This window comes from Roseibium album (assembly GCF_001404515.1).
Lineage (GTDB): Bacteria > Pseudomonadota > Alphaproteobacteria > Rhizobiales > Stappiaceae > Roseibium > Roseibium album.
The window spans coordinates 452499-478207 of the sequence record NZ_CXWE01000003.1; the positions used below are offsets into that span (position 1 = coordinate 452499).

A 25709-nucleotide genomic window follows, 5' to 3' on the forward strand; every position below is an offset into this window, starting at 1 on the left:
CATGCAGACAAATATAAATTGCGACATGGGAGAGAGCTTCGGCATCTACAAGATGGGCAACGATGAAGCCATCATGCCCTACATCACCGAAGCAAATATCGCCTGCGGATTCCACGGCTCGGACCCGAACCACATCCGCAGAACCGTCGAACTCTGCGCCCGTCACGGCGTCAAGGTCGGGGCACATTTTTCCTTGCCGGACCTGCCTGGTTTCGGCCGGCGCGAGATGAAGATCGATCGCGAGGAGATGGCAAACATCATTCTCTACCAGATCGGCGCGCTGAAAGGTTTTCTGGACGCGGCGGGAATTCAGCTCTGCCACATGAAGCCGCACGGTGCGCTTTACGGAATGGCGGCCCGGGAAGAACACATCGCCCATGCAATCTGCGATGCCTGTCACGCCTACGCGGTCCCTGTCTTCGGCTTGAGCGGTACGCTTCACGAGGAGATATACACTGCACGAGGTCTGGAGTTTGTCGCCGAATTCTTTGCCGATCTTGACTACGATCAAAACGGCAAGCTGCTGATCACACGGGAACATCCCGTGCTCGATCCCCAGTCGGTCGGCCAGAAGGCACTGCGCGCTGTCACCGAAGGCAAGGTCACGAGTGTTACCGGAGAGGATGTACCGGTTACCGCGAAAACAATCTGCATTCATTCCGACACACCCAACGTGGTGGATATCGCAAAGGCCGTCCGATCGGCGCTTGAAGACTACATCGAGGCCGCTTGATCAGTCGGCTGACCGAACAAGGCAAGAGGGGAATCTCAATCATGGCAATCCACGAAGTCAGGGCAATGCTGCCGGGTGTGTTCTACCGCAAACCCGCACCTTCCGATCCCAACTACAAGGAAGAGGGCGACGCGGTTTCCAAGGGAGACGTCATTGGCCTGATCGAGGTGATGAAATCATTCCACGAAGTCATTTCCGATGCGGACGGCACCATCCGGGCGTTCAAGGTGGAAAATGAAGACGCCATCATGCCCGGTCAGGTTCTCGCGGAAATCGAAGGGTGATCGGAGCTTCCATGTCCCTGTCCAAGATACTCATTGCAAATCGCGGTGAAATCGCAGTGCGGATCATTCGCGCAGCGAAGGAACTCGGGCTGAAAACAGTCCAGGTTTACAGCTCTGCCGATGAAACGTCGCTTGCGGTGCAAATGGCCGATGAGGCCGTCGAAATCGGCCCACCGGCAGCAAAAAAGTCCTACCTCGATATTGATGCGGTTTTGAAGGCCGCCAGGGAAACGGGTGCAGATGCCATTCACCCGGGCTACGGATTTCTGGCCGAAAACGCGGAATTCGCAGATGCGGTCGCTGCGGCGGGTATAACATTTGTCGGCCCGTCCGGTGATGTCATCCGTCGCATGGGAGACAAGGCCTCCGCCCGCCAGGCAGCAACGGAGGCCGGCGTCCCGACCGTCCCCGGCAGCCAGGGTGTGATAGACGATCTGAACGAGGCCTGCAGACTTGCGGAAAACATCGGCTTTCCCGTGATGATCAAGGCGACGGCCGGTGGCGGTGGCCGGGGTATCCGGATCGCGAACAGTGCCGGGGAATTCATGGCGCTGGCACCGCAGGCGTCTTCCGAAGCAGAGGCGGCATTCGGTGACGGCGGGCTTTACCTTGAAAAGGTGATCGAACGCGCAAGACACATCGAGGTCCAGATTCTCGGTGACGGAGAAAACTTCATTCATTGCTACGAACGTGAGTGTTCCCTGCAGCGGCGACGCCAGAAGGTCTGGGAAGAAGCTCCGTCGGCCGCACTCTCGTCCGACGTCCGCGAGAGGCTGTGTGCATCCGCCGTCGCCCTCGCGGCGGCTGTCAGGTACAAGGGTGCCGGCACGATCGAATACCTCTACGACGATGCCAGCGGCGACTACTACTTCATCGAAATGAACACCAGGATCCAGGTCGAACACCCGGTCACGGAGAGCATTACCGGCATCGACCTGCTGGCAGAAATGATCGCCGTGGCCGGAGGCCAGCCCCTGTCGGTCCGGCAGGAAGACGTCACCTATCGTGGCCATGCGATCGAAGTGCGCATCAATGCGGAGGATCCTGCCGCGAATTTCATGCCCTTCCCGGGAGTTGTCGGTGATCTGCGCATCCCCGGCGGACCCGGGGTGCGCTTCGATCACATGCTTTATCAGGGCTATCAGATCCCGCCTTTCTATGACTCGTTGCTGGGCAAGCTGATCGTCAGCGCCGACTCTCGCGAGAAAGCCATCATCCGCCTGAAACGGGCAATCTGCGAGCTCGGACTGGACGGCCTCAAGACCACGGCGCCGCTCTTCAAGGCGCTCGCGGAGGCGCCGGATGTTCTGTCCGGCGACGTTCATACGAAATGGCTGGAGCCCTGGCTCGAGGCAAATTCAGACAAACTCTCAAGCCAGTAGGGAGATCCAGATGAGCTCGAGATACACATTCGGAGGCGACGAGCATATCTTCGTGGAAGTCAACGAGGAAATGTCCCTGGAGGCATTCTTCAAGGCTCTCTCGATGACCAATGCCGTCAGGAACGCCGATATCAGGGGCGTGACCGAGATCTGCCCCGCCAATGCATCGTTTCAGATCAAGTTCGACCCGGATCTGATCCATCCGGATGACCTCATGTCCGAGTTGAAGCGAATGGAAGAAATCGCTGACAAGGAAGAAGCGGTTCTCAACACGCGCATCATCGAAATTCCGGTCTATTACCAGGACCCGTGGACACATGAGACGCTGATGAGGTTTCGCGAAAGGCATCAGGACCCGGAGGCGACGGATATCGAATATGCCGCGCGGATCAACGGGTACGACACTGTTGCGGATTTCATCCAGGCCCATTCCGCCTCGCCATGGTTTGTCTCCATGGTCGGCTTCGTCTCCGGCTTGCCGTTCCTCTATCAGATGGTCGATCGGAAGCGGCAGATCCAGGTGCCGAAATATTTGCGCCCAAGAACCGACACGCCCAGGCTGACGGTGGGGTACGGCGGCTGTTTTTCCTGCATTTACTCAGTCCGCGGCGCCGGCGGCTACCAGATGTTCGGCATCACGCCCATGCCGATTTACGACCCGGAACAAAAGGTCAATTACCTGAAGGACTTCCTCGTCTTCTTCAAACCCGGCGACATCGTGAAATGGAAACCGATCACCCGGGAAGAATACGAAAGGAACCTGAAGGAGGTCGAGGCGAACACGTTCAGTCCACGTATTCGCGAAGTCGTCTTTTCACTGGACGATTTCAACCGGGACATCGATGGCACCAACGCCAAGCTTCTGGAGGTTCTCAATGCCGGTTAATGTAAAATCTGCTGGACTTGCAACAACGGTCCAGGACCTCGGCCGTCCGGGCTACTACCACCTCGGCATTCCGATCGGCGGTGCCATGGACAGGCTTGCCCTGCGGGCCGCAAACATGCTCGTTGGCAATGACGAGGGAGCTGCATGCCTCGAGGCCGTGTTCATGGGTCCCGAGCTCGAGTTCACCGAGGACACGCTGATCGCCATTACCGGCGCCGAACTTCCACCGAAGATTGACGGCGAGGTTCGGGACACCTGGACGACGCTCAAGGTCAAAAAGGGACAGGTCCTGTCCTTTGACTATCTGCGCGCCGGAGCCAGGGCCTACATTGCTGTTGCCGGCGGCATAGACACGCCCGCCAATCTCGGCAGCCGGTCGACCTATGCAATCGGTGCGCTCGGCGGCGTGAACGGCAGGGCCATTCAACCGGGCGATGTACTGCCCGTCGGAAATGCCTCCGTGACAGTCTCGGAAGGAACGACAATTCCGGCAAACCTGCGGCGCGGCCCGGACAAACCGGCGGAGCTGCGGGTCTTGCCCGGGCTCTATGCTCACCGCGTCAGCGAACGGTCGCTCGACCGGTTTTTCCAGGATACCTGGAAGGTCGCCTCCGAGGCCGATCGCATGGGTTACCGCTTCCAGGGCGGCGCTCCGATCGAATTTGTCGACAGGGAACCGCCCTTCGGTGCGGGATCCGATCCCTCCAACATCACCGATGCCTGCTATCCCTACGGTTCCATACAGATACCAAGCGGCACCGAGCCGATCATCCTGCACCGCGACGCGGTTTCCGGTGGCGGGTACTTCATGGTTGGCACCGTGATTTCAGCCGATATGGACCTGATCGGACAACTTCAACCCCATACGGAAACCCGGTTCGTGAAAGTGAACATGCACACGGCACTGTCAGCACGCCGCGAACGGGCCGCAGCGATTGAAAACATGCGTCAGGCCCTTGCCTGAGCAGAACCGAAACAAGGAATTCGCAATGATCAGCACGCAGAAACATGCCACGCTTGCCGACATGCTCTGGCAAAGCAACCATCCAGGGCTGCGCACTCTGGCGCTTGCGGTCCTGGGAAGTATGGCGCTCTGGGTTTCGGCTAAGATCCAGGTGCCGTTTTATCCCGTTCCCATAACCATGCAGACCTTCGTCGTTCTGGCGATCGGCATGGGCTTCGGCGCGCGGCTCGGCGCTGCGACCGTCGGTCTTTATCTCTTGCAGGGCCTTGCCGGATTGCCGGTCTTTGCCGGCACCCCGGAAAAGGGAATCGGGCTGGCCTACATGATTGGCCCGACCGGCGGTTATCTGCTCGGCTTCGTGCTGGCCGCAGCTGTCGTCGGCTATCTCGCCGAACGGGGTTTCGACCGCAATGTCTTCACGACCGCAATCGCCATGATCGTCGGCAACGTCGTGATCTACGTGCCTGGCCTGCTGTGGCTCGGTACGGTCGTCGGCTGGGACAAGCCGGTGCTGGATTGGGGCATGACCCCTTTCCTGTTCGGCGACGCCGCCAAGATGCTGCTGGCCGCTGCACTCTTGCCCATGATCTGGAAGATAATCGGTTCCCGGCAGTCCTGACTGACCTTTCCTGCATTCCCGGAAAGTCCGGAGAAAGGGAGCGGATCACAAATCCGCTCCCTTTCTCGTCTTGAAGTCCGCAATCAGGTATCCGACCCGGACGCCCTGCAATCATCTGGCACACGCATGATCTCACGTTCAAACACGCTCATACGTGCCAAGCATATGCTTCAACCAGGTTTGAAACCGTTGAATTCGTTCATCATTGGCAACTGCGGGCCGCATCAGGAGAAAGTAGCCGCCAACCTTGATATCGGTTTGGAAGAGCTCGACCAACCGGCCTTTTGCGATTTCCTCTGATGCCAGAAGATTGCTCGTAAGAGCAACGCCCTGACCCGCGAGCGCCGCGTCAAATCCGAGGCTCGCGTCCCATAACCTTGATCCGCTCAGAGCATGATTGAAATCCACCCCGGCGTGCCGGAACCAGCTTGTCCATTGTTCGTAGGAATCCTCGTGAATCAGCGGCAGGCGTGTCAGGTCTGTCAACGAACCCAGTTGACCGTTCTTCTTTAGCCAAATTGGACTTGCGACTGGAAACATGCGCGGCTGAATCAATGGAGTCGCGCCTTCGGGCAGTCGATTGGCATCTGAAAACCCGATCATCAGGTCGGCTTCTCCGCCGGCAAAGTCGGGGATTTGGTCAATCGCACGCAGCAGAACATCACCGTGCAGGATTGCTTGACGGATCCGATCCAGCTTGGGTGTGAGGCAGCGGGTTGCCAGACCCGGAACGCACCAGATGACCAGTTCGTCCGCACCCGCTTTCGAACGCAGCTGGGCCGACACACGGGCGATATCTTGAAAGGCGTCTGTCGCCGCCGCAAAAAGCGTGGAGCCCTCGGTGGTCAACGTAATTCCACGTGGCCCTGCAGAGACCAGCTTCCGGCCAAACCATGCCTCCAGGTTCTGAATATGCCGGCTGACAACTGTGTGGCTTATGCCGATATCTTCCGCCGCCTTGCGCATGCTGCCGGTGCGGCCGGCTGCTTCGAAGGCACGCAACATGTGAAGCGGCGGCAACCGGCCTGCAAGTGGCCGTGCCGGATCGAAATGCCGACCGCCGGCAATTCCTGAATGACTTGGTTTTGGCATCGAATGATCGCAGATAGTGGTACATCAGGTGCACCACAGTATCATAATCAAACTGCTACCTTAAGCCTCGGAATAACCGTTAGCGTTCACGCGACTTTGCCAGCTCAAAGGGTAAAAACGTGAACAATGAAATCTTGCAACACCGCAGACGCGCTGCTGTTCCGCGCGGGATCGCCACGGCCTATCCGACATTCGTCAGTCGGGCGGAAAACGCTGAAATCTGGGATGTGGAAGGGAATCGGCTCATTGACTTTGCCGGAGGCATTGCCGTTCTGAACACGGGTCACCGTCACCCGCGGATCATGGAAGCAGTCAGGCAGCAACTCGACAGTTACACCCATACGGCATTCCAGATCTTGCCCTATGCGCCTTATGTCGAAGTCTGTGAACGCCTGGTACAGCTTGCTCCGATCAAAAACGCGAAGGCGGTCCTGTTTTCAACCGGTGCGGAAGCCGTCGAAAATGCGGTCAAGATTGCACGAGCGGCCACGGGACGGCCCGGTGTCATCGCCTTTTCGGGAGGATTTCACGGCCGCACTGCCATGACCACGGCCCTTACCGGCAAAGTCTCTCCCTACAAGACCGGGTTCGGAATCTCTCCGCCCGGGATCTATCACGTTCCATTCCCGGTTCCCCAACACGGGACCAGCACCGAAGACTCGCTGAAGGCTCTGGACACACTCTTTCGAACAGATATCGGACCTGACAACACCGCTGCGATCATCATTGAACCGGTTCAGGGGGAAGGCGGTTTCCATCCTGCGCCTGTTGATCTGCTCACCAAGCTGCGCGGGATCTGCAGCCGGGCCGGTATCGTCCTGATCGCCGACGAAATACAGACCGGTTTTGCGCGAACCGGCAAGATGTTCGGCGTCGAGCATAGCGGCATTTCACCCGACATCATGACGGTTGCCAAATCCATGGCAGGCGGCTTCCCGCTCTCCGGGGTTATCGGGCGTGCCGATATCATGGAGGCAGCTGAACCGGGCGGTCTGGGCGGGACCTATGCCGGAAACCCGGTCTCCTGCGCAGCGGCGCTGGCGGTCATAGATGTCATTGCAGAAGAAAAACTGGTCGAACGGGCCAATACCGTGGGTACGCGCATCAAGACCCGGCTTCAGGAGATTGCGAAACGCAACGACAGCGTCCCTATCGCAGCACTCCGCGGCCCGGGAGCAATGGTCGCATTCGATATTGTCCGCAAGGAAGATGGGCAGGAACCCGATGCCGTCGCGGCAAAACGCGTCACGCAGGCAGCACTCGATGCCGGTCTGGTACTTCTGTCCTGCGGTGTTTTCGGCAATACCATTCGCATCCTCAATCCGCTGACAATAACCGACGACATTCTCGATGAAGGTCTCGACATTTTGGAAGGGGCGCTGAAAACAGCCCTCGAGACGGAGGATTGAACCCTTGTTGAACTTGAATGACTCAGGTCTTCTCAAACAACAGGCCTACATGAATGGTCAGTTTACCGGTCATCCCTGTCTACCCGTGATCAACCCGGCAAATGGCCAACGGATTGCTGCAGTACCGGATTTCGGTGCCAGAGAAACGGAAACAGCGGTTGAAGCCGCTGGGGCGGCTTTTCGGCCCTGGGCATCAAGAACGGCAAAGGATCGCGGCAGCGTGCTCAGGCACTGGTTCGAACTTATCATGGCCAATCGGGAAGACCTGGCAACCATCCTGACGGCGGAACAGGGCAAGCCCTATGCGGAAGCGCTCGGCGAGATCGACTATGCGGCATCCTATGTCGAGTATTATGCCGAGGAAGCCAAGCGTATTTCAGGTGAAATCCTGCCCGCACACCGGGCAGACGCCAGGATCACGGTCTTTCGCCAGCCAATCGGAGTTGTTGCCGCCATCACGCCCTGGAATTTCCCTGCGGCAATGATCACCCGCAAGATTGCACCCGCTCTTGCAGCGGGTTGCACCGTTGTCGTCAAACCGGCTCCCGAGACCCCGTTGACCGCCCTTGCGCTTGTCGAACTGGCACACCGGGCCGGCTTCCCCGTGGGCGGCATCAACGTTCTGACCGGCAATGCGGTGGAAATCGGCAGGGTTTTGACAAGTCATCCGAAGGTCCGGCTTGTCGGCTTTACCGGGTCGACAGCTGTCGGCAAGCTCCTCATGGCACAGTCCGCCACCACCGTGAAGAAGGTCGCATTGGAACTTGGTGGCAACGCCCCGTTCATCGTCTTTGACGATGCCGATCTCGACGCCGCGGTCGAAGGTGCGATGGCATCGAAGTTTCGCAACATGGGCCAGACCTGCGTCTGCACCAACCGGATCTACGCCCAGGCCGGAATACACGACCGGTTTGTCGATCGCCTTGCCCGTGAAGTTGCCCGTTTGAGTGTCGGAGACGGTTTCGAGAAAGACGTCACACAGGGGCCACTCATCACCGAAAACGCCGTGTTGAAGGTGGAAGATCATATAGCCGATGCCCTTGCAAAGGGCGCAAGGGTCGTTGTTGGCGGCCAGCGGCACAGTCTCGGTCGGACCTTTTTCCAGCCCACTCTCATGACAGGTGCAACAGGTGATATGACACTTGCCCGCGAAGAGACCTTCGGCCCGGTCGCAGCCGTCTTCAGGTTTGGTACGGAAGACGAAGTGATTGCCGCAGCCAACGAAACGGAAACCGGCCTGGCAGCCTATGTCTATACACGCGATCTCGGCCGCGTTTTCCGGGTCATGGAACAGCTGGAATATGGCATGGTAGGTGTCAACACAGGTATCATCTCAACTGAGCTGGCGCCCTTTGGCGGCGTAAAGCAAAGCGGCAATTCGCGCGAAGGCTCCCGACATGGCATCGATGAATTCACCGAACTGAAATACGGTTGCATCGCGGGTTTGTGATGCCGTGGCATTGATGCCCGGGATGTTACACCATCGCGCAAACCCCGTCAGACAACCCGCTTTGAAAAGAGGTGCCGCCAGTCGTTTGCTCCTGATTCGACGCAGTCAATCTGCAAGGGCGCGGGATAGCGCCGTGAAATCGCGTTCGCAACCCGGACTTGGTCTGGACAAATCTGCGAAACAGCGCCACGACATTTTGGTCAAGTATCTATAGTCTTGGACCGGAACTCGAAAACCGACCTTCCCGACAGGTTCAGACACGAAGATGCGGAGGAGCAACGCAGCAGATGCACGTACTCATGACCGGCGCGGCCGGAATGGTGGGCCGGAAACTTGTGGCCAGGCTTGCCAGGGAGCCTGATCTCTTCGGTGCCGAGGTTACCCGACTGACACTCGTCGATATCGTCGCGCCTCAGGTGCCCCCGGCGTTTCAGTCAAAGGCATCCGCCTTGACGCTTGATCTGGCAATACGCGGCGAAGCAGAGAAACTGATAGCAGGTAGGCCGGACCTCATTCTTCACCTGGCAGCGGTCGTTTCTGGAGAAGCCGAAGTTGATTTCGACAAGGGATACGCAATCAATCTGGATGGAAGCCGCGAGATTTTCGAAGCAATTCGCCAGGAGGGAATTCAGAACCCCTACTTTCCGCGCGTTGTTTTTGCGTCGTCGATCGCCGTGTTCGGCCAGCCATTTCCGGAGAAAATCGGCGATGAATTCTTTACAACGCCCCTGACGAGCTACGGGACCCAAAAGGCAATTTGTGAGCTGCTGTTGTCCGACTATACCCGAAAAGGCGTGTTCGACGGGATCGGCCTTCGCCTACCAACGATCTGCGTCCGGCCAGGAAAACCCAACAAGGCGGCTTCGGGATTTTTCTCGAACATTCTGCGTGAACCGCTAGCCGGCAAGGAAGCGGTCCTGCCGGTCGGCGAGGAGGTTCGCCACTGGTTTGCAAGTCCGCGTGCAGCGGTTGGATTTTTCGCCCATGCGGCGCGCATTGATACCTCCCTGCTCGGATCCCGTCGTGCGCTCACGATGCCGGGTCTGTCGGCACTCGTCGGAGAACAGATCGAGGCCCTCAAGCGGGTCGCAGGCGAAAAGGCGGTCAATCTCATTCGCCATGAACCCGACCCGGAGATTGGCAGGATCGTAGCCGGATGGCCCCGGAACTTCGACGCCAGACGGGCAAGCGAACTTGGTTTCGAGGCAGAGACGAGTTTCGACGACATCATCAGAATTCACATTGAAGACGAACTTGAAGGTGCATCCGCATGACCGAAACCACAAACAGCACGTCCGGCAAAATCGCACTTGTCACCGGCGGCGGAACCGGCGTCGGCAAGTCGGTTGCACGGGCTCTCAGTTCCGCCGGCTGGCATGTTGTCATCACCGGGCGCCGCGAAGCGGTTCTTGCCGCAACCGCTGAGGAACTTTCTACCGAGACCGGGAACAAGGTCTCCTGGCTGTCGTGTGATGTCGGGGATGAGACATCCGTCAAAACCCTGTTTGCAAATTTGGCCGATGAGTTCGGACGGCTTGATCTGCTGGTGAACAATGCCGGGATAGGCAATTCACCGGTTCCCCTTGAAGACATCAGCTTTCAGGAATGGTCCAATGTTGTCGCAGCCAATCTCACGGGAGCGTTCCTGTGTACGCAGCAGGCGTTTCGTTTGATGAAGGCACAGGATCCGAAGGGGGGCCGGATCATCAACAACGGCTCGATTTCGGCAACCACTCCAAGGCCGAATTCGGCACCCTATACGGCAACCAAACATGCAATTACCGGCTTGACGAAATCGACGGCGCTTGACGGACGGGCCTTCGACATAGCCTGCGGCCAGATCGATATCGGCAATGCGGCAAGCGACATGACGGCCAGAATGAGCGGTGGCGTACCGCAGGCGAATGGCGAATTGGCGCCGGAGCCGACCATCAGCCCGGCCCACGTCGCGGACGCCGTCGTCTACATGGCCGGGTTGCCGCTCGACGCTAATATTCTGACCCTGACCGTCATGGCGACGAAAATGCCATTTGTCGGCCGGGGATAAGCCAGCGACAGGCGGGGGGCAAGCCGTTGCGCCGATGAATTTCCGGCATTTTCGGATTCAAGTTTCGGCGTGGCAGAAGGTTTGAAATTGCTCGCCGCTACGACCCGCCGCTGATTGCCGCTTCCGATCCGGCAGCGGTCACGACGTCCGGGTCGCCGGGCTCCAGAAAACGCTCCTGCGCATTCACGGCCGACCGCCCGTCGCGCGACAGGTTGGTGTTGTAGGCCTGCCTCGGGAACGGTTGCACCGTATGGATAGCCATGTTGGCGTCCATGGCGTTTCCGGCGCCCACCGTGACCGTATCCCGGCGGCTCATGTAGTCGGCACATCCGGACAGCAAAAGCACCAGGGCGAAGGCCGCCAGTCGATCAGTTCTTGGAGTACACATAACCATCCTCAAGTTTCAGATCGACAATGTGGCCGTAGGGACCGATCAGGCCGTCGCCTTCCTTGTATTTCCGGAGCATGTCCTTGTTGACCTCGAGAATACCGAGGGCAAACATCTCGACATCGTTTGTAGGCCGCGTCTGGTCGAGTGGTGACGCAAGGGGTTCATTCGGGCGCGCCGGACGTACAAGGCGGGGTGTCACGACGATAACCAGGTCGGTTTCGCGTTTCTGGAAACTTGTAGAGCGAAACAGAACACCCAGGACCGGCACCTGCCCCAGCCACGGCAATTGGCTGATATCTCTGGTATCGACATTTTCCAGCAGGCCCGCGATGGAAAAGCTCTGCCCGTCCTTGAGTTCGATCACCGCTTCCGCCCTGCGCGAGGTGAAACCCGGGTTTCCGTTGACATTGATCGAGTTGTCGATGTCGCTGACCTCGGTCATCACACGAAGATTGACCCGGCTGTTGTCGAGAACCGTCGGCACAAATTCGAGACGGACACCGAACGGACGGTAGTCGGTTGAGGAGGCAACTCCGCCCGCATTTGAAACCGCTGTCTGGATTGGCACTTCGCCGCCAACATGGAAACGGGCCGTTTCACCGCTGATGGTCGTCAGGTTCGGTTGTGCCAGGCGGCGGACAAGACCCTTTCCTTCCAGAGCGTCAATAATGGTGTCGATGCGAATACCGGCCGTTTCGAGAACCTTTGCGATCAACGTTCCGAACGGAAGCGCACCTTGCTGCGCGACACTTGCACCCGACCCGAGAACCGAAATCAGGCCGCCGGCCTGATTGGTTCCGACCTGAACCCGGGAACCGCTCGTGCTGACATTCCCATTGGTCGACCGTCCCACCCAGTTGACACCAAGGTCCCGGCCGATCGAGCGGCTGGCTTCAAGTACACGCACTTCCAGAGCGACCTGCTGAGGGCTGCGTACGCTAACTGCGTTGATCACCGGGGCTTCTGAAAACTGCTGCGCGACTTCCAGAACCTTGGTCAGTTCGACCGCATTGCTCACCGATCCACTGAGCCTGATCTTGTTGCCGGCATTGGTAACCGACACTTGCGCTGTCGGTGCGACGGCACGAATTGCACGGACGACATCTTCGAAATTGAGCTGGATACGGACTTCGATCACGCCAAGCAAGGTCTTGGAGGCGTCGTAGATCGAGATATTGGTAAGCCCTGGAGCCTTGCCCTGAATGTAAAGAACCTGTTCGGAGAGAGGCACGATATCTGCGGTTTCGGGATTGCCGACGACAAGGTCCGAGAATTTCTTGTTCGTTCTGACGGTCCGGGTTGTCCCCGGTGGCATTGTAATCCTGGAAACGCTTCCACCGTTGATCACCAGGGTCATTTCGTCGACTTGCGCGATGACCTGCCCGGCATATGTGACGCTTAAAACGAAAACCGAGATCAAAACTGTCAAAATGGACGATATCTTCACGTCGTGTCTCGTCTGTGGCATTTGTTAAATTCCAAGATCACGCTAGGTCAGTTTTATTCTCACCTATCGGGAGAAATACCTAAGAACACCAAAGACCTCGTGCCTTACCCATTCCAATATTACGATCCTGACGATTAACGGCTCGTGAAAAAAAACTTAAAACTAGTCGCTATTGAACTGGATTTACATTAACGCACGGAACCTTAGCCTTCTTCATTGCATAAGTTCGGGCATGGATGTCGGAATTCAACCTACATACACTTGAGAGTTGCACAAGATTGCTAAAGAAGAAGAACCGCCCGTGCGTCTCTGGCACGGACGCATCGCACAGCGAAAGGCAGTCAATCGAGGATAGCCGGATCGTCCGGGTTTCACTGTTGTTTCAGCAAAACAGGCTTCGCAGCTGGACGTCAGTCAAGCAGGTCGAACGGACCTTAGCGCTTTTCATACCTGACCTTGCCGTCGGGCGTCACAATTCTGCGAAACAGGGCAGAGCCATCCGATTGGCCACTCGACTGCGAGACCGAAACCTGAGGAATGTTGCTTGCAGTTTCGAAACGGCCGGAATTCTGTGCAGATAGCGCCGGCGAAAACATCATGGTGGCGGTCGATGAATGGAAAAAATCGATGTCTTCGTCGACCACAGTCTTCAATTTGTCGATCGGAATGTCTGAGTCACCCCTTTCGATCCTCATTAGTCTGACACCGGACTGGATCTGACCGATGCGCTGATCGATCTTCGACAACCTGCTTTGGACACCGGCATTCATCAGATTGACGTTGCCTGATATTCTCTTTTCGAACTGCTGCAGGCCGGAAAGCTGCTGCCTGATCTGATTCAATTCCGAGGTTGCCGACCAGGAAAAGAACAGGCCAACGAACAATAGAATTGTGACGGCAACCGACACCGCATTGAGTGCCATCAGGATCCGGACATTGCGCTGCAAATAGGTTGTCAGCGGTGACTGCGCCGGCTTCGCGGCGGCAGATTTGCCTTCACCGGGCGCAATGGTCCTGGCTTCGGTCGCTCTTTCGGAGACATTCACGTCGCTGGTCATCTGCCTGCCTATCCCCGATTGGCAAAAGATACGCTGTTACGCAGGAGTTCCAGGTTGTTGGCGGTGGTCTGATTGTTCGGATCGATATCATAGGCCTTCAGGAAATACCGCCTTGCCGATATGAGGTTGCCCCGCAACATGTAGGAATAACCGACATTGTTCAGGTATTCCGGGCGGTTGGGGATCATGCGCGCAAGGCGCTTGTAGCCGATATCCGCATTGTCGAACCGTCCGATCATGTCCGCGGAAGCGGAATAACCGAGCCAGGCGACCGGATCCTTAGGATAAACCTCGACCGCCCGCTTGTAGATCGCATATGCCTTGCCGAAGTTCTTTTCCTTGAACTGAACATTTGCCTGGGTAAGCAATTCGTCGTCCCGGTAATAGGCGACTTTGGAAAGATCTTCATTGGACGCGGCACTGTCGCCATAGGTCGACAGGTTTGCCAGATCACCAGACTGGCAACCGGCCAGCACAAATACCGAAACCGCAAAAGCAGAGAACTGTCTACGCAACCACATTGTCTCTCACCCACACCGATTATACTCTGACGGGAGCTTACTACTGCAGTATCGCTACTAGTCAGTATTCACAATAGCTTCCGCCGCTACTCTGTCGGTCTATGAGCAAATTAGAGAAATTGGGAAAATTATTAGTTAAGAGCCCTGAATTACATTTCGTAAATAGCTGCGGATCTCGATTTGGGCCGCGAAGTGGAGCTTTGTTTGGACTTGCAACCTTCCAGTGCAGCGGCGCCAGGACAACCGCACCCGGCTAACCGAAAACCCGCTACAGATGTGTCGCCATCCGGCGCTCCGCAAAGATCACCTGCACGACACATGGAAGAATGGGCTGTCTTGTCACCCCTTCAAGGCGCACCGTCATGGTCTGCCGGGAAGGGCCGCCGGGATGGCTGGTCCAGCGTTTGGACCGGAGCCATACCATCCCGCCGCCTCCCGGGAGGAAAGATAGTTTCTGGTATCAGGGTGTTGCCGGCGTCCGCAATGTCGTCACCGGCTCTCCCGAAAACGTCGTGTTTTCCGTGAGGACGTGGCTCGGGTTTGAGGTTTTCGCGGCAGCGACGCCGACAATCATCAGGGCAACGGCTGCCAGGCTCCAGAATTTCATTCCATGCGCTCCTCAATGCTTGGGGACAACAATGAACACCCGCCTGTTCCACTCAATCAGTCAAACTACGACTTTCGTCTATATTAGACTTTAGACGTAGATCAGGCAATGCCAAGCCGCGAATTAACGGCCACGCCAACGGTGCTGCGCGGAAAGAGTCAGTGTTGCGGGAGTAATTACGTGCAATAAATCAATATGTTAATATGACAATCAGCTGATGGCAGTATGTCGCTTGTAAAAGAAAATTTTGCACCAAAGACACTATCAACAGCTCGACACACAGGTCTGCATCCGGAATTCGGGACGAATCCGGACGGTTTGGCGCAGGTAGTCGCGATGGATTTCAGTCTTTCTTGGGTCCGCGGCGTTGCGCTGCCAGTTCCCTGGTATACGCGCAAAGGGACTCCAGGCTGATCGACGCCCCCGCCCCGTCCTGCCTTTCCAGTGCAACTGCAAGCGCTTCGTGCAAGTCGGCAATCCGCTCCCGGTCGCGCAAGCGGTAGACCAGCATGTTCATCAACGGCTGCATGGCCTCGAAGGCCGCTGACAACTGGAAGGTCAGCAGCGGATTGCCGGTCGCCCGGGCTATGACCGAATGAAAGGTAACGTCGGAAGCGCAGAATTCCTCATCGCTGGTCAGCGGGTCCCGCTGGCGGTCGATCTCCCTGCGCATTGCTGACAGATCGTCTCCGGCACACTTTTCGGCAGCCAGCGGCAGAGCCGCCGCCTCCAGCGCAAACCGGGCTTCGATCGCGTCCTCCAGCGGAATATCATTCATGCCGATCAGGAGACGCGTCGTGGTCACGAGATTGTCCTGAGCCTCCGACCACGTCAGACGATTGACGAACGCCCCGCCGGACGAACCGCGCTCGCTTCGGATCAGGTTCTGTGCCGCAAGCCGCTTCAAGGCCTCGCGGACGGTGGACCGGGACACACCGAACCGATCGGCAAGTTCGGCTTCACTCGGCAAGCGCTCTTCACTGGATAGTCTTCCTTCCAGGATGGCGTCTCGAATGGCATTGGCAATCTGGACCGAAAGTCCTTCCTTCTGAATTGTATTGAATTCGATTGCCAAGATGGTCCTCGCACGCCCGTGGATCGGTTTCCGTCAAACTAGAGGGCGGTCACCAAAGGGTCAATTGTAAAAAATTAAATGTCAGACAATTAAATGTTTGACATTTATCAGATCGAAGCGCAGCTTTCGTCCAAAGAGCATTGGGAGGAACGGGTGAAGGCAATCGAGCGTCTTTTGCCCGGCCACGGTATTTGGTGGCTGACTTTTTTTGGCGGTGTCCTGGCGGCGTGGAGCATCCTCTTCGCGATGCAGCTACCTGTTGACGTACCGCCTGCAGCGAACGACTTCGGCGTTGCATACCTGATCTCTCTTTGCACACAGACAGCCGCCGATGCAGGCTTCCTGTCCGCCGTCCTGATGTGGGCCCTGATGTCACTCGCAATGATGGCACCAACCGCGTTCCCGGCGTTCAGGACTTATTCGGATCTGAGCCACACGGAGGCAGCCAGCGGACCTTCGCTCGGGGTCCTTGTGCTGGGATACCTTGTCGTCTGGCTCGGCTTTTCGGTCCCGACAGCCTTTCTACAGGTACAGTTTGCCGGGCTTGGCCTCCTCGATCATGACGGCCGGTCTATGTCGGGCATGTTGAATGCCGCGCTGCTTGTTCTTGCCGGACTTTATCAGTTCAGCAGTCTCAAGAATGCCTGCCTGTCCGCCTGCCAGAACCCGATGACATTCTTTTTCAACCACTGGCAACCAGGGCTTCAAGGCGCCCTCAAACTTGGCTTGCGTCTTGGAGCCGTCTGTCTCGGCTGTTGCTGGGCCCTTATGCTGCTGGCCTTCGTCGCCGGCACCATGAACCTGGCTTTCATGGGAATTGCCATGGTTCTGATGACGCTCGAGAAACTGCCGCAGATCGGAAACCGGATCAGCGCTCCGCTCGGCGTTTTCCTTCTCATTTCAGGGACGGTCGTGTGCGTCCTGACGTTTACAGAACTCTAGTACGGGAGATATCAGATGTCCGGATGGGCCATACGCGGTGAATTGATACTGAACTGCAACTGCACGGTCTTCTGTCCGTGTGTCGTTTCACTTGGAAAGCACGCGCCTACCGAGGGCTACTGCCAGGCTTGGGCAGGTGTGCGTATCGACGAAGGACACTATGAGGGCGAAGATCTCTCCGGCCTCAACGTCGGGCTGGTGCTGGAAATTCCCGGCCTCATGGCACGCGGCAACTGGAAAGCGGCGGCCTATATCGATGAACGTGCAACGGATGCCGCCTATGAAGGCCTGTTGAAGATCTTCTCGGGCCAGGCAAAGGGCACAACGGGTCTGTTCAAGGTGCTGGTCAGCGAATTTCTGGGAGCCGAGCGCGCTCCGGTATCCTACACCAATGAAGGCAAGAAACGGCGCCTGATTGTCGGAAAGGCGATCAAGGGAGAGATCGAGCCGGTCCGTGGCGGCAATCCCGACGAAGATATCATCGTGACCAATACCGAATACTGGATGGGACCCGACATCACGGTGGCGACGGCCACCCAGGGTCGCGTGCGGGCCTACGGTCGCGTCTGGGATTTCGATGGCCGCAGTGCCGAAATCTGTCAGATCGACTGGTCCGGCCCCGCCGCCGAACAAGCTGCCTAAGGAGGACCGTCATGCAGGTCCCGTCTCTCTCCATTTCCCGTCGCACGCGCTTCACGCCGTTTTCGCGCCGCGTGCAGGCGGCAGGTGTCAAGGCATACACGATCTACAATCACATGCTGCTCCCGACGGTGTTCAACTCCGTCGAGGAGGATTACCGCCACCTGAAGACAAAGGTTCAGGTCTGGGATGTCGCCTGCGAGCGGCAAGTCGAGCTCTGGGGTCCTGATGCTACGCGTCTCGCGCAGATGCTGACGCCCCGGGATCTTTCCGCGATGACGGAAGGCCAGTGTTACTACACGCCCATGGTCGACGAGACGGGCGGCATGCTCAATGACCCGGTCACGACAAAACTTGCCGAGGACAAATTCTGGGTCTCGGTCGCAGACAGCGATCTGCTGTTCTGGATCAAGGGACTTGCGCATGCGCTGCGGCTCGAAGTCGATGTCGACGAACCCGATGTCTCGCCGCTCGCGATCCAGGGTCCGAAGGCGGAAGAACTTGTTGCCCGTGTATTCGGCGACGACATCCGCTCGATACGGTTTTTCCGTTACAGACATGTCAGTTACCAGGGACGCAAGCTTGTTCTCGCGCGGTCGGGCTATTCCAAACAGGATGGTTTTGAGCTCTACGTCGACGGATCAGATCTCGGCGAACCGATCTGGGACGCACTTATGGCTGCGGGCGAGGATCTGGATGTTCGCGCCGGCTGCCCGAATCTGATCGAGCGGATTGAGGGACAGCTGCTGTCCTACGGCAACGACATGACCCGAAACAACACCCCGCACGAATGCGGCCTTGGCCGCTTTTGCCAGACCCAGGCGGCAATTGGCTGCATCGGGCGCGATGCGTTGCTTCGTGTGGCCGTTGAAGGTCCTGTCAGGCAGATCAGAAGCATTGCGATCGATGGCGATCCGGTGCCGCCTTGCGACGAACTGTGGCCGGTAATAGGTGGCGGCAAACAGGTTGGAACAGTCAGCTCCGCGGCCTGGTCACCGGACTTCCGCACCAATGTCGCCATCGGTATGGTGCGCATGACACATTGGGACGACGGAACCAGGGTGCAGGTCGATACACCTCATGGCATGCGCTCGGCGACGGTTTGGGAAACACCCTTCACCGTTCAGGGAGGCTGACAATGAGGGAACACTTCGAGGCTTTTTCCAGACAAGCCGCCAATCACGTTCCGCTGTCACCGCTTTCCTTCCTGGAACGGACAGCTTCTGTTTTCCCGGATCGCATAGCTGTCATCTACAACGACCGGCAGCTGACCTGGAGTGACGTTCAAGAACGGGTACGGCGGCTTGCTTCGAGCCTCATGAGCCGGGGTGTCGGCCAGGGCCACACGGTTTCCGTCCTCGCCGCCAACACGCCGGAGCTGTTCGAATTACACTACGCGGTTCCGCTGGCAGGCGCCGTTCTCAACACGATCAACATCCGTCTGGAAGCTGAAACCGTTGCCTACATCCTTGATCACAGCGACGCCAGGCTGATCATTGCCGACACCGCCTTTTCCGGCGTCGTCAGCGAGGCCTTCACGATCAACGGCAAGAACATTCCGGTTATCGATATCGACGACCCTGACGGTCCGGGAGGTCAGCGGATCGGCGAGGCAGACTATTCGGAGCTGATCGAAGAGGGCGATCCCGCCTTTGCCTGGCGCGGACCGGAAGACGAATGGCAGGCACTGGCGCTGAATTACACGTCCGGAACGTCGGGGCGCCCGAAGGGTGTCGTCTATCACCATCGCGGTGCCTATCTGATGGCGATGGGAACACCCATCGCCTGGGAACTGCCCCGTCATCCCGTCTATCTTTACACGGTGCCGATGTTTCACTGCAACGGATGGTGCCATGCCTGGACCATGACACTCATGGCCGGAACCATCGTCTGCATCCGACAGGTCACGGGAAAGGCCGTATTCGACCTGATCGACAAGCTCGGCATCACGCATCTGGGTGGCGCGCCGATTGTGCTGTCCATGCTGGTCAACACGCCGGAGGCTGACAGAAAGCCTCTTGGCGGACCCGTCCGGATCATGACGGCAGGGGCACCGCCGCCAGCGGCCGTCCTCGCGGCAACAAAAGCCCTCGGTTTCGAGGTCATGCAGGTTTACGGATTGACCGAAACATATGGTCACGTGGTCCAGTGCCTCTGGCGCGAAGAATGGGAAGGTCTGTCCGCGAACGAACAGGCCGAGCTGCAATCCTGGCAGGGTGTCGGATTTCCGATGACCGAAACCGTCGATGTGATCGATCGCGAAACGGCTGACCCCGTCCCCTGGGACGGAGAGACCCAGGGCGAGATCGTCATTCGCAGCAACACGGTCATGAAGGGGTATTACAAGAACGCCGATGCCACCGCGGATGCGTTTTCCGGTGGCGCTTTCAAATCCGGCGACGCGGCGGTGCGCCACCCGAACGGCTATGTCCAGATCAGGGACCGTCTGAAGGATGTCATCATTTCGGGAGGCGAGAACATTTCCTCCGTCGAAGTGGAAGGGGTCCTGCACCGTCATCCTGACGTTGCCCTGGCCGCGGTCGTCGCGCTGCCGGACGAAAAATGGGGTGAAGTACCCTGCGCATTCATCGAACTCAAGGATGGTGCATCGACGACCGAAGAAAGCCTGATTGAATTCTGCCGCCAGCACATGGCCGGCTTCAAGAGACCGAAAAAGATCGTTTTCACGGAGTTGCCGAAGACGGCAACCGGAAAAATCCAGAAATTTGTCCTGCGCGACGACGCCAGGACTCTCTCGGAATACACCAGCTAACAGGGCAGTTTGATCATGACTTTCAAAGCACTCCTCGTGGAAAAGAATGACGAAGGCAAGACCTCGGCGTCGGTTCAGGAACTCGATGAGTCCCGGTTGCCGGAAGGCGACGTGACGGTGGCGGTCGAGTATTCGACACTGAACTACAAGGACGGTCTTTGTGTCGGCCCTGGTGGCGGTCTTGTTCGAAATTATCCGCACGTTCCGGGCATCGATTTCGCCGGGACGGTGCTGGAGTCATCCGACGACTGGTACAAACCCGGCGACAAGGTCGTGCTCACCGGCTGGCGTGTCGGCGAGGCCTGGTGGGGCGGTTATTCCCAGAAGGCCCGCGTCAAGGGCGAGTGGCTCGTTCCGCTTCCCGAGGGTCTGTCGACGCGCAATGCCATGGCGATCGGCACCGCGGGCTTCACCGCAATGCTGGCTGTAATGGCGCTGGAGAACCATGGACTGAAACCTGGAAACGGACCTGTCCTTGTGACCGGTGCGGCAGGCGGCGTCGGTTCGGTTGCAACCGCCATCCTCGCCAATCTCGGCCATGAAGTTGCAGCAGTCACCGGCCGCGAAAGCACGTGGGAGTATCTCAAGTCACTGGGAGCCAGCAGCATCGTGCCCCGCGACGACGTCAACGAAACCGTCAAGCGGCCGCTGGAGGCCGAAACCTGGGCCGGATGCATCGACGCTGTCGGCGGAGCCATGCTTGCACGCGTGCTCGGTCAGATGAAATACGGAACGTCAGTGGCCGCGGTCGGCCTTGCCGGCGGTGCCGCCCTTCCGGCCACCGTCATTCCGTTCTTGCTGCGCGGTATCAACCTGCTCGGCATCGACAGTGTCATGCGGCCCTATGAGGCGCGCCTTCCTGCCTGGGAGCGCCTGGCAAAGGACCTGCCGATGGACAAGCTCGACGCCATGATCCAGCCTGCAAAGCTGGAAGATCTGCCAAAGCTTGGAGCCGATATCCTGAAAGGCCAGGTCAAGGGGCGTGTGGTCGTTGATTTGAACGCCTGATTTGATCAAGGCGGTCAGCTACCTGACCGCCTCACTTCCGCCTTCAGAAAATCGATCATCACCCGAACTTTCTGCGGCAGGTAGGATCGGCTCGGATAGATCAACCAGGCCGCTGTCTCAAAGGAAGTCGCTGCGCAGGCATGATCCGGGAAGAGGTCGAGCAGGGTGCCTTTCTCCAGATCCCGCTGCACCAGCATGATGGGCAAGAGCGCGACACCCATGCCAAGCCGTGCCGCCGAGCGGATGGATAACGCATTCGAGATCACTGTCGCGCCGCCGACCGGTACGCTGAAGGACTCGGTGTCACCGCCCTTGCGAAACTGCCAATAGGTCCGGAAGCCCGGAATCGCGAAGCAGATGCAGTCGCGCTCCGACAGATCATCCGGGTGCGAGAGCGGTCCCTTTTCCTCAATATATTCCGGCGAGGCAACCACGCGGTAGCTGGTTGTCATCAGCTTGGCAACGATCCAGTCTCCCTTGGGCAACGATCCAAAGCGCACCGCCAGGTCGACTCCCTCTGCCCGCAGGTCCAGATTGGCATCGGAAGCCAGCAGCTCAATGTCAATCTCCGGGTATCTTTTTCTGAATTCGGGAAGAATCGGGATCAGGCATTCCTGAACGAAGGAGATGCTGGCGGTCATGCGCAAGATGCCGCGAGGCGAGATGGCTGTCGTGCGGGCCTCATCTCCTGCAGCCTCGAGTTCCTCGACCAGTGGTGCAATCCGATTCAGATAAAGCTCTCCCTCGCCGGTCGGCGCGAGACTTCGGGTGCTGCGTTGAAACAACCGAAATCCGACATCCTGCTCCAGCTGGGCTATGACCCGGGAGACGCTCGAGGCGTCCAGATCCAGAAGCCGTGCAACAGCGGCAAAACTGCCGACATCACGAACCAGCAGGGCGGTTTTGAGTGCTGATAGATCCATTCATGCATAATACGCATGGGTTTGATGCATTTCGATCTATTTTTATTAATCGCGCAAGAAACTAGATCCGGACTGCCATTCAACAAGGAAGCAAGTTTCATGACGCAGTTACTTCGCATCAATTCAAGTTCGCGGCTGGAAGGGTCGCATTCGGCAGCGGTCGCCGATGCTTGTGAAGCCGAATTCCGGCAGAAGCACCCCGGATGCCGGGTCATCACGAGAAACGTCGCGGACGGGTCCATTCCGTTGATCGCCCAGAAGACGATCGAGGGTTTCTATGCACCCCAGGACGCACTGACCGACGACCTCAAAGCGGCGACGGTCTTGTCAGATGAACTCATCGCTGAAATTCAGGGATCCGATATGCTGCTACTGGCGGTTCCGATCTACAATTTCCCCATCCCCGCCGCTCTGAAGGCCTGGATTGATCAGATCTCTCGAATTGGCCACACATTTTCAATGGACGAGACCGGATTCAAAGGTCTGGTCAAGGCGCGGCGGGCCGTGATTGTCTGCGCCTACGGCGCCGAAGGCTATTTGCAAGAAGAACCGTTTGCCGCAGCCAATTTTCTCGAACCTTACCTTAAATTCCTGTTCGGATTCCTGGGCATCGAGAAGATCGAATTCGTCCATGTCCAAGGCACGGCAACAGCAGCCCCTCAGGCATTTACCGGCAAGCTGGAGGAGGCGCGCTCTGAAGCCAGGCGGGTTGCCTGAATTTTGCAGTGCGGCTTGATGTCATTTCCAGCCGCATGATGGCATCAGGAACCGGCTTGCCGGAGCACGTCCACTGAATGTGCTTCGGCTCCGGATTCTGGTTGCAATCCGCCAAAACCTCCCATATAAGCGCCCGGTCCAGAGTCGTCCGGCTCGTCGTGGACTGGATTGCTGCATCCAGGTGCAGATCCTCCCGACAGATCAAGGGCATGCCGTGTCGGCTCTGAATGCACCAACAAAAAAGTATCCGCTTTTTGGCGGATGCACCAAGGAAAGGATGCAAAATGCCCAAGCTGAAGACGAAATCCGGCGCCAAAAAGCGCTTTAAGGTGACCGCGACCGGCAAGGTGAAAACCGCGCAGGCCGGCAAGCGTCATGGCATGATCAAGCGCACGAACAAGTTCATCCGCAACGCCCGTGGGACAACCACGCTGAGCGACCAGGATGCAAAGATCGTGAAGCAGTTCCTGCCCTACGCATAACGCCAGCCCCGAAGGAGATCATCTAAATGTCACGCGTCAAACGGGGCGTAACCGCCCACGCTCGCCACAAGAAAGTTCTGAAAGCCGCCAAAGGTTATTACGGACGCCGCAAGAATACCATTCGCGTTGCCAAGCAGGCAGTCGAGAAGGCAGGACAATACGCCTATCGCGACCGCAAGGCCAAGAAGCGCACATTCCGTTCGCTCTGGATCCAGCGCATCAACGCAGCAACCCGTGAACACGGCTTGACCTATGGCCGCTTCATCGACGGCCTGAACAAGGCCGGTGTCGAAGTCGACCGCAAGGTCCTGTCGGACCTCGCCATCAATCAGCCGGACGCCTTCAAGGTTCTGGTCGAAAAGGCACAGGGCGCTCTGACCGCCTGAGGTCGTTCCCTGGTTAGATTTTTTGAAAAGCGCAGCCCCCACGGCTGCGCTTTTTGCTTTTGGTTCCACCGATCTCGATATTTCGCGGGCAACAACAGGTTGCCGTGCAGCAAGGCTTCGGCCACTACCTTGACATCGGTGCGGATGGCAGCCTCTTTCCCGCTCACGCCGCAATCCAGCCCTGGAAGAACGAGTTTTTCAATTCTCCCGAGGTAACCCCAAAAGATCCCGCTGTTAAAAAGCCGGGCTGGAACATGTCTGCCTTGCGCAGCGGCACGCTCCAAGAACAGCCCTAGGCTGCATTTCCGTGTCCCCTCCATTTTTTATTGCAAATCCGTCTGTTGCGGGCCTACCCTTTGAAATCCATCTGGTTCGGGCACGTAGACGGAACGTGCCTTGCTGTTACATTGGAGGGGTAGAGACATGGAATTCATTCAATCATTTTTCGGTTTGATTGAGGACCTGACCTGGGGATGGGCGCTGATTCCGTTCCTGGTGATTATTGGTGTTTTCTTCACGGTCGTGACCGGTTTTGTTCAATTCCGGTTCTTCACACGCATGTTCCGCGTCCTTTCCTCCAAGAACCAGACTGGTGATCCGAATGCCATTTCAGCGCGCGAAGCGCTCCTGCTTTCCGTGGGGGGCCGGGTCGGTGGCGGCAACATCGCCGGTGTTGCTGTTGCCATCACGCTCGGCGGGCCAGGTGCTGTCTTCTGGATGTGGGCGGTCGCGCTCGTTGGCATGTGCACCAGCCTGATCGAGTGCTCACTTGCCCAGCTTTACAAACGCTCGGAAGGCGACGGCACCTATCGCGGTGGACCCGCCCGCTCCATCATTCACGGGCTCGGCAAGGACTATCGCTGGCTTGCAGTTCTCTACGCGGTCTGCCTGATCGCATCGTTTGCGTTCGGCTTCAACGCCTTCCAGGGCAACACGGTTGCCGGCGCGGCTGAAGAAAGCCTGGGCATCGGGCGCCTCTGGACCGGGATCGGCCTGACAGCTGTCACGGGACTGATCGTCTTCGGCGGCATTCACCGCATCGCGAAAGTGGCCGATGTCATTGTGCCGATCATGGCCATTGGCTATATCGCGATGGCACTGCTTGTCATCCTGCTGAACATCACGGAAGTTCCCGGCGCGATCTACACGATCGTTGCCAATGCCTTCGGCCTGGAAGAAGCGGTCGGTGGCGGCATGGGCGCCGCGCTGGCGCAAGGTTTGCGTCGCGGCCTGTTCTCCAATGAGGCCGGCCTCGGGTCGGCACCGAACGTGGCGGCAACCGCGGACGTGCGCCACCCCATCAGTCAGGGTATCACGCAATCCTTCTCCGTTTTCATCGATACGATCATCATCTGCACCTGCACAGCGTTGATCATCCTTCTGGGAGACGTTTACACGCCCGGCGACGAGGGGGTCGACGGCATTGTCCTGACGCAGCAATCGCTGGTGTCCCATCTTGGTGGCTGGACGAGCTACTTCCTGACGCTGGCAATCCTGCTGTTCGCATTCAGTTCGATCATCTACAACTATTATCTCGGCGAGAATGCGCTGACATCAATGACGGGAAACACCGCAGCGATTCAGGTTTTGCGGGTTCTGGTCATGGGCGTGGTCTTTCTCGGCGCAACGGCGCCGGGCGCAACTGCAGTCTTCTTCTTCTCCGATCCGCTGATGGGAATTCTGGCTGTCGTCAACCTGTTGGCCCTCATGATGCTGTTCCCGACCGCCAAGAGAATTCTCGACGACTTCAAGGAGCAGGTCGGCGCCGGTGTTGCCCGTCCGATTCTCGATCCGGACAAGTTCGCCGATCTGGATATCGACCGGACGGCCTGGACTGGGAAGGATCCCGACGCGGATTGAACGTCAACACGCTT

Annotated in this window: 29 protein-coding genes; 20 read left to right on the forward strand and 9 right to left on the reverse strand. The window is 57.9% G+C overall.

Features of this window, described 5'->3' with window-relative positions:
- Position 1: 1 nt before the first annotated feature.
- From LA5095_RS11520 to LA5095_RS11545, 6 genes are read left to right on the forward strand one after another with little or no spacing between them, the layout of a single operon-like run.
- A complete protein-coding gene (locus LA5095_RS11520; RefSeq protein ID WP_055115022.1) occupies positions 2-733 on the forward strand; it encodes a LamB/YcsF family protein in 732 nt (243 codons plus the stop codon).
- Positions 734-774: 41 nt separating this feature from the next.
- On the forward strand, positions 775-1017 hold the full coding sequence (locus LA5095_RS11525; protein ID WP_173937339.1) for an acetyl-CoA carboxylase: 243 nt from the start codon (positions 775-777) through the stop codon (positions 1015-1017).
- An 11-nt stretch (positions 1018-1028) separates the two neighbouring features.
- Positions 1029-2399 (forward strand): acetyl-CoA carboxylase biotin carboxylase subunit, encoded by a 1371-nt coding sequence (locus LA5095_RS11530; RefSeq protein WP_029062781.1) that lies wholly within the window; start codon positions 1029-1031, stop codon positions 2397-2399.
- A gap of 10 nt (positions 2400-2409) precedes the next feature.
- Complete coding sequence (locus tag LA5095_RS11535) at positions 2410-3285, forward strand: 5-oxoprolinase subunit B family protein (RefSeq protein ID WP_029062780.1); 876 nt, start codon at positions 2410-2412, stop codon at positions 3283-3285.
- Complete coding sequence (locus tag LA5095_RS11540) at positions 3275-4249, forward strand: 5-oxoprolinase subunit C family protein (protein WP_055115024.1); 975 nt, start codon at positions 3275-3277, stop codon at positions 4247-4249. Before LA5095_RS11535 ends, LA5095_RS11540 begins: the two co-directional genes overlap by 11 nt.
- Positions 4250-4274: 25 nt before the next feature.
- Entirely contained in the window at positions 4275-4868 is a 594-nt protein-coding gene (locus LA5095_RS11545) for a biotin transporter BioY (protein ID WP_235808771.1), read from the forward strand.
- Between the two features lie 138 nt (positions 4869-5006).
- On the opposite strand, the gene LA5095_RS11550 is transcribed toward LA5095_RS11545, so the two are convergent.
- Positions 5007-5960: a LysR substrate-binding domain-containing protein gene (locus LA5095_RS11550; protein WP_055115026.1), complete on the reverse strand. Its 954-nt coding sequence runs from the start codon at positions 5958-5960 to the stop codon at positions 5007-5009.
- Between the two features lie 119 nt (positions 5961-6079).
- Here LA5095_RS11550 and gabT point away from each other — a divergent pair, with 119 nt between their 5' ends.
- The 4 genes from gabT to LA5095_RS11570 all read left to right on the forward strand — a co-directional run bounded on the left by gabT (position 6080) and on the right by LA5095_RS11570 (position 10866).
- On the forward strand, positions 6080-7369 hold the full coding sequence (gabT, locus tag LA5095_RS11555; protein WP_055115028.1) for a 4-aminobutyrate--2-oxoglutarate transaminase: 1290 nt from the start codon (positions 6080-6082) through the stop codon (positions 7367-7369).
- A 4-nt stretch (positions 7370-7373) separates the two neighbouring features.
- Positions 7374-8819, forward strand: coding sequence for an NAD-dependent succinate-semialdehyde dehydrogenase (locus LA5095_RS11560; protein ID WP_055115030.1), 1446 nt, complete (start codon positions 7374-7376; stop codon positions 8817-8819).
- Positions 8820-9106: 287 nt separating this feature from the next.
- A complete protein-coding gene (gene denD, locus LA5095_RS11565) occupies positions 9107-10093 on the forward strand; it encodes a D-erythronate dehydrogenase (protein WP_055115032.1) in 987 nt (328 codons plus the stop codon).
- Positions 10090-10866 (forward strand): SDR family oxidoreductase, encoded by a 777-nt coding sequence (locus LA5095_RS11570; protein WP_055115033.1) that lies wholly within the window; start codon positions 10090-10092, stop codon positions 10864-10866. Before denD ends, LA5095_RS11570 begins: the two co-directional genes overlap by 4 nt.
- 97 nt (positions 10867-10963) lie before the next feature.
- Here the strand turns inward: LA5095_RS11570 and LA5095_RS11575 are convergent, their stop codons facing one another.
- From LA5095_RS11575 to LA5095_RS11595, 7 genes are all read right to left on the reverse strand, one after another.
- Positions 10964-11254 carry a hypothetical protein gene (locus LA5095_RS11575; RefSeq protein WP_144435958.1) on the reverse strand — a complete coding sequence of 97 codons (291 nt, stop codon included), beginning with the start codon at positions 11252-11254 and terminating at the stop codon, positions 10964-10966.
- Positions 11235-12725, reverse strand: a complete 1491-nt coding sequence (locus LA5095_RS11580) for a type II and III secretion system protein family protein (protein WP_082442500.1) — start codon at positions 12723-12725, stop codon at positions 11235-11237. Before LA5095_RS11580 ends, LA5095_RS11575 begins: the two co-directional genes overlap by 20 nt.
- 413 nt (positions 12726-13138) lie before the next feature.
- Positions 13139-13762 carry a hypothetical protein gene (locus LA5095_RS11585; RefSeq protein ID WP_055115038.1) on the reverse strand — a complete coding sequence of 208 codons (624 nt, stop codon included), beginning with the start codon at positions 13760-13762 and terminating at the stop codon, positions 13139-13141.
- Positions 13763-13770: 8 nt separating this feature from the next.
- Positions 13771-14283 carry a tetratricopeptide repeat protein gene (locus LA5095_RS11590; protein WP_055115040.1) on the reverse strand — a complete coding sequence of 171 codons (513 nt, stop codon included), beginning with the start codon at positions 14281-14283 and terminating at the stop codon, positions 13771-13773.
- A gap of 268 nt (positions 14284-14551) precedes the next feature.
- The gene (locus LA5095_RS32695; RefSeq protein WP_158510369.1) at positions 14552-14707 is read right to left on the reverse strand and encodes a hypothetical protein; all 156 of its coding nucleotides are present in this window, start codon (positions 14705-14707) and stop codon (positions 14552-14554) included.
- Between the two features lie 36 nt (positions 14708-14743).
- The gene (locus LA5095_RS32700) at positions 14744-14890 is read right to left on the reverse strand and encodes a hypothetical protein (RefSeq protein ID WP_158510370.1); all 147 of its coding nucleotides are present in this window, start codon (positions 14888-14890) and stop codon (positions 14744-14746) included.
- A gap of 343 nt (positions 14891-15233) precedes the next feature.
- Positions 15234-15965, reverse strand: a complete 732-nt coding sequence (locus LA5095_RS11595) for a FadR/GntR family transcriptional regulator (RefSeq protein WP_082442501.1) — start codon at positions 15963-15965, stop codon at positions 15234-15236.
- Positions 15966-16058: 93 nt separating this feature from the next.
- Here LA5095_RS11595 and LA5095_RS11600 point away from each other — a divergent pair, with 93 nt between their 5' ends.
- From LA5095_RS11600 to acuI, 5 genes are read left to right on the forward strand one after another with little or no spacing between them, the layout of a single operon-like run.
- Positions 16059-16907: a DUF2182 domain-containing protein gene (locus LA5095_RS11600; RefSeq protein ID WP_082442502.1), complete on the forward strand. Its 849-nt coding sequence runs from the start codon at positions 16059-16061 to the stop codon at positions 16905-16907.
- Positions 16908-16922: 15 nt separating this feature from the next.
- The gene (locus tag LA5095_RS11605) at positions 16923-17549 is read left to right on the forward strand and encodes a DUF1326 domain-containing protein (RefSeq protein ID WP_029062768.1); all 627 of its coding nucleotides are present in this window, start codon (positions 16923-16925) and stop codon (positions 17547-17549) included.
- Positions 17550-17560: 11 nt separating this feature from the next.
- Positions 17561-18682 (forward strand): dimethylsulfoniopropionate demethylase, encoded by a 1122-nt coding sequence (locus LA5095_RS11610; RefSeq protein WP_055115041.1) that lies wholly within the window; start codon positions 17561-17563, stop codon positions 18680-18682.
- Between the two features lie 2 nt (positions 18683-18684).
- The gene (locus tag LA5095_RS11615; protein WP_055115043.1) at positions 18685-20319 is read left to right on the forward strand and encodes an acyl-CoA synthetase; all 1635 of its coding nucleotides are present in this window, start codon (positions 18685-18687) and stop codon (positions 20317-20319) included.
- Between the two features lie 15 nt (positions 20320-20334).
- Complete coding sequence (gene acuI, locus LA5095_RS11620) at positions 20335-21327, forward strand: acryloyl-CoA reductase (protein WP_055115045.1); 993 nt, start codon at positions 20335-20337, stop codon at positions 21325-21327.
- Between the two features lie 14 nt (positions 21328-21341).
- Here acuI and LA5095_RS11625 read toward each other — a convergent pair whose 3' ends face one another.
- The gene (locus LA5095_RS11625) at positions 21342-22250 is read right to left on the reverse strand and encodes a LysR family transcriptional regulator (RefSeq protein ID WP_055115047.1); all 909 of its coding nucleotides are present in this window, start codon (positions 22248-22250) and stop codon (positions 21342-21344) included.
- Between the two features lie 99 nt (positions 22251-22349).
- On the opposite strand from LA5095_RS11625, the gene LA5095_RS11630 reads away from it, so the two are divergent.
- From LA5095_RS11630 to LA5095_RS11650, 5 genes are all read left to right on the forward strand, one after another.
- Positions 22350-22967, forward strand: a complete 618-nt coding sequence (locus LA5095_RS11630; protein ID WP_208992644.1) for an FMN-dependent NADH-azoreductase — start codon at positions 22350-22352, stop codon at positions 22965-22967.
- Positions 22968-23251: 284 nt separating this feature from the next.
- Complete coding sequence (gene rpmI, locus LA5095_RS11635; RefSeq protein WP_023002610.1) at positions 23252-23449, forward strand: 50S ribosomal protein L35; 198 nt, start codon at positions 23252-23254, stop codon at positions 23447-23449.
- A gap of 26 nt (positions 23450-23475) precedes the next feature.
- Positions 23476-23835, forward strand: a complete 360-nt coding sequence (gene rplT, locus LA5095_RS11640) for a 50S ribosomal protein L20 (RefSeq protein ID WP_055115051.1) — start codon at positions 23476-23478, stop codon at positions 23833-23835.
- A gap of 53 nt (positions 23836-23888) precedes the next feature.
- Complete coding sequence (locus LA5095_RS11645) at positions 23889-24131, forward strand: hypothetical protein (RefSeq protein ID WP_055404253.1); 243 nt, start codon at positions 23889-23891, stop codon at positions 24129-24131.
- A 127-nt stretch (positions 24132-24258) separates the two neighbouring features.
- On the forward strand, positions 24259-25695 hold the full coding sequence (locus LA5095_RS11650) for an alanine/glycine:cation symporter family protein (protein WP_055115055.1): 1437 nt from the start codon (positions 24259-24261) through the stop codon (positions 25693-25695).
- The last annotated feature ends 14 nt before the right edge of the window (positions 25696-25709 follow it).

Excerpts from the sequence above, each read along its gene's own strand:
- LA5095_RS11520 (WP_055115022.1), top strand. The coding sequence starts at position 2 with ATGCAGACAAATATAAATTGCGACATGGGAGAGAGCTTCGGCATCTAC.
- LA5095_RS11525 (WP_173937339.1), top strand. The coding sequence starts at position 775 with ATGGCAATCCACGAAGTCAGGGCAATGCTGCCGGGTGTGTTCTACCGC.
- LA5095_RS11530 (WP_029062781.1), top strand. The coding sequence starts at position 1,029 with ATGTCCCTGTCCAAGATACTCATTGCAAATCGCGGTGAAATCGCAGTG.
- LA5095_RS11535 (WP_029062780.1), top strand. The coding sequence starts at position 2,410 with ATGAGCTCGAGATACACATTCGGAGGCGACGAGCATATCTTCGTGGAA.
- LA5095_RS11540 (WP_055115024.1), top strand. The coding sequence starts at position 3,275 with ATGCCGGTTAATGTAAAATCTGCTGGACTTGCAACAACGGTCCAGGAC.
- LA5095_RS11545 (WP_235808771.1), top strand. The coding sequence starts at position 4,275 with ATGATCAGCACGCAGAAACATGCCACGCTTGCCGACATGCTCTGGCAA.
- LA5095_RS11550 (WP_055115026.1), bottom strand. The coding sequence starts at position 5,960 with ATGCCAAAACCAAGTCATTCAGGAATTGCCGGCGGTCGGCATTTCGAT.
- denD (WP_055115032.1), top strand. The coding sequence starts at position 9,107 with ATGCACGTACTCATGACCGGCGCGGCCGGAATGGTGGGCCGGAAACTT.
- LA5095_RS11570 (WP_055115033.1), top strand. The coding sequence starts at position 10,090 with ATGACCGAAACCACAAACAGCACGTCCGGCAAAATCGCACTTGTCACC.
- LA5095_RS11575 (WP_144435958.1), bottom strand. The coding sequence starts at position 11,254 with ATGTGTACTCCAAGAACTGATCGACTGGCGGCCTTCGCCCTGGTGCTT.
- LA5095_RS11580 (WP_082442500.1), bottom strand. The coding sequence starts at position 12,725 with ATGCCACAGACGAGACACGACGTGAAGATATCGTCCATTTTGACAGTT.
- LA5095_RS11585 (WP_055115038.1), bottom strand. The coding sequence starts at position 13,762 with ATGACCAGCGACGTGAATGTCTCCGAAAGAGCGACCGAAGCCAGGACC.
- LA5095_RS11590 (WP_055115040.1), bottom strand. The coding sequence starts at position 14,283 with ATGTGGTTGCGTAGACAGTTCTCTGCTTTTGCGGTTTCGGTATTTGTG.
- LA5095_RS32695 (WP_158510369.1), bottom strand. The coding sequence starts at position 14,707 with ATGGTATGGCTCCGGTCCAAACGCTGGACCAGCCATCCCGGCGGCCCT.
- LA5095_RS32700 (WP_158510370.1), bottom strand. The coding sequence starts at position 14,890 with ATGAAATTCTGGAGCCTGGCAGCCGTTGCCCTGATGATTGTCGGCGTC.
- LA5095_RS11600 (WP_082442502.1), top strand. The coding sequence starts at position 16,059 with ATGTTTGACATTTATCAGATCGAAGCGCAGCTTTCGTCCAAAGAGCAT.
- LA5095_RS11605 (WP_029062768.1), top strand. The coding sequence starts at position 16,923 with ATGTCCGGATGGGCCATACGCGGTGAATTGATACTGAACTGCAACTGC.
- LA5095_RS11610 (WP_055115041.1), top strand. The coding sequence starts at position 17,561 with ATGCAGGTCCCGTCTCTCTCCATTTCCCGTCGCACGCGCTTCACGCCG.
- LA5095_RS11615 (WP_055115043.1), top strand. The coding sequence starts at position 18,685 with ATGAGGGAACACTTCGAGGCTTTTTCCAGACAAGCCGCCAATCACGTT.
- acuI (WP_055115045.1), top strand. The coding sequence starts at position 20,335 with ATGACTTTCAAAGCACTCCTCGTGGAAAAGAATGACGAAGGCAAGACC.
- LA5095_RS11625 (WP_055115047.1), bottom strand. The coding sequence starts at position 22,250 with ATGGATCTATCAGCACTCAAAACCGCCCTGCTGGTTCGTGATGTCGGC.
- LA5095_RS11630 (WP_208992644.1), top strand. The coding sequence starts at position 22,350 with ATGACGCAGTTACTTCGCATCAATTCAAGTTCGCGGCTGGAAGGGTCG.
- rpmI (WP_023002610.1), top strand. The coding sequence starts at position 23,252 with ATGCCCAAGCTGAAGACGAAATCCGGCGCCAAAAAGCGCTTTAAGGTG.
- rplT (WP_055115051.1), top strand. The coding sequence starts at position 23,476 with ATGTCACGCGTCAAACGGGGCGTAACCGCCCACGCTCGCCACAAGAAA.
- LA5095_RS11650 (WP_055115055.1), top strand. The coding sequence starts at position 24,259 with ATGGAATTCATTCAATCATTTTTCGGTTTGATTGAGGACCTGACCTGG.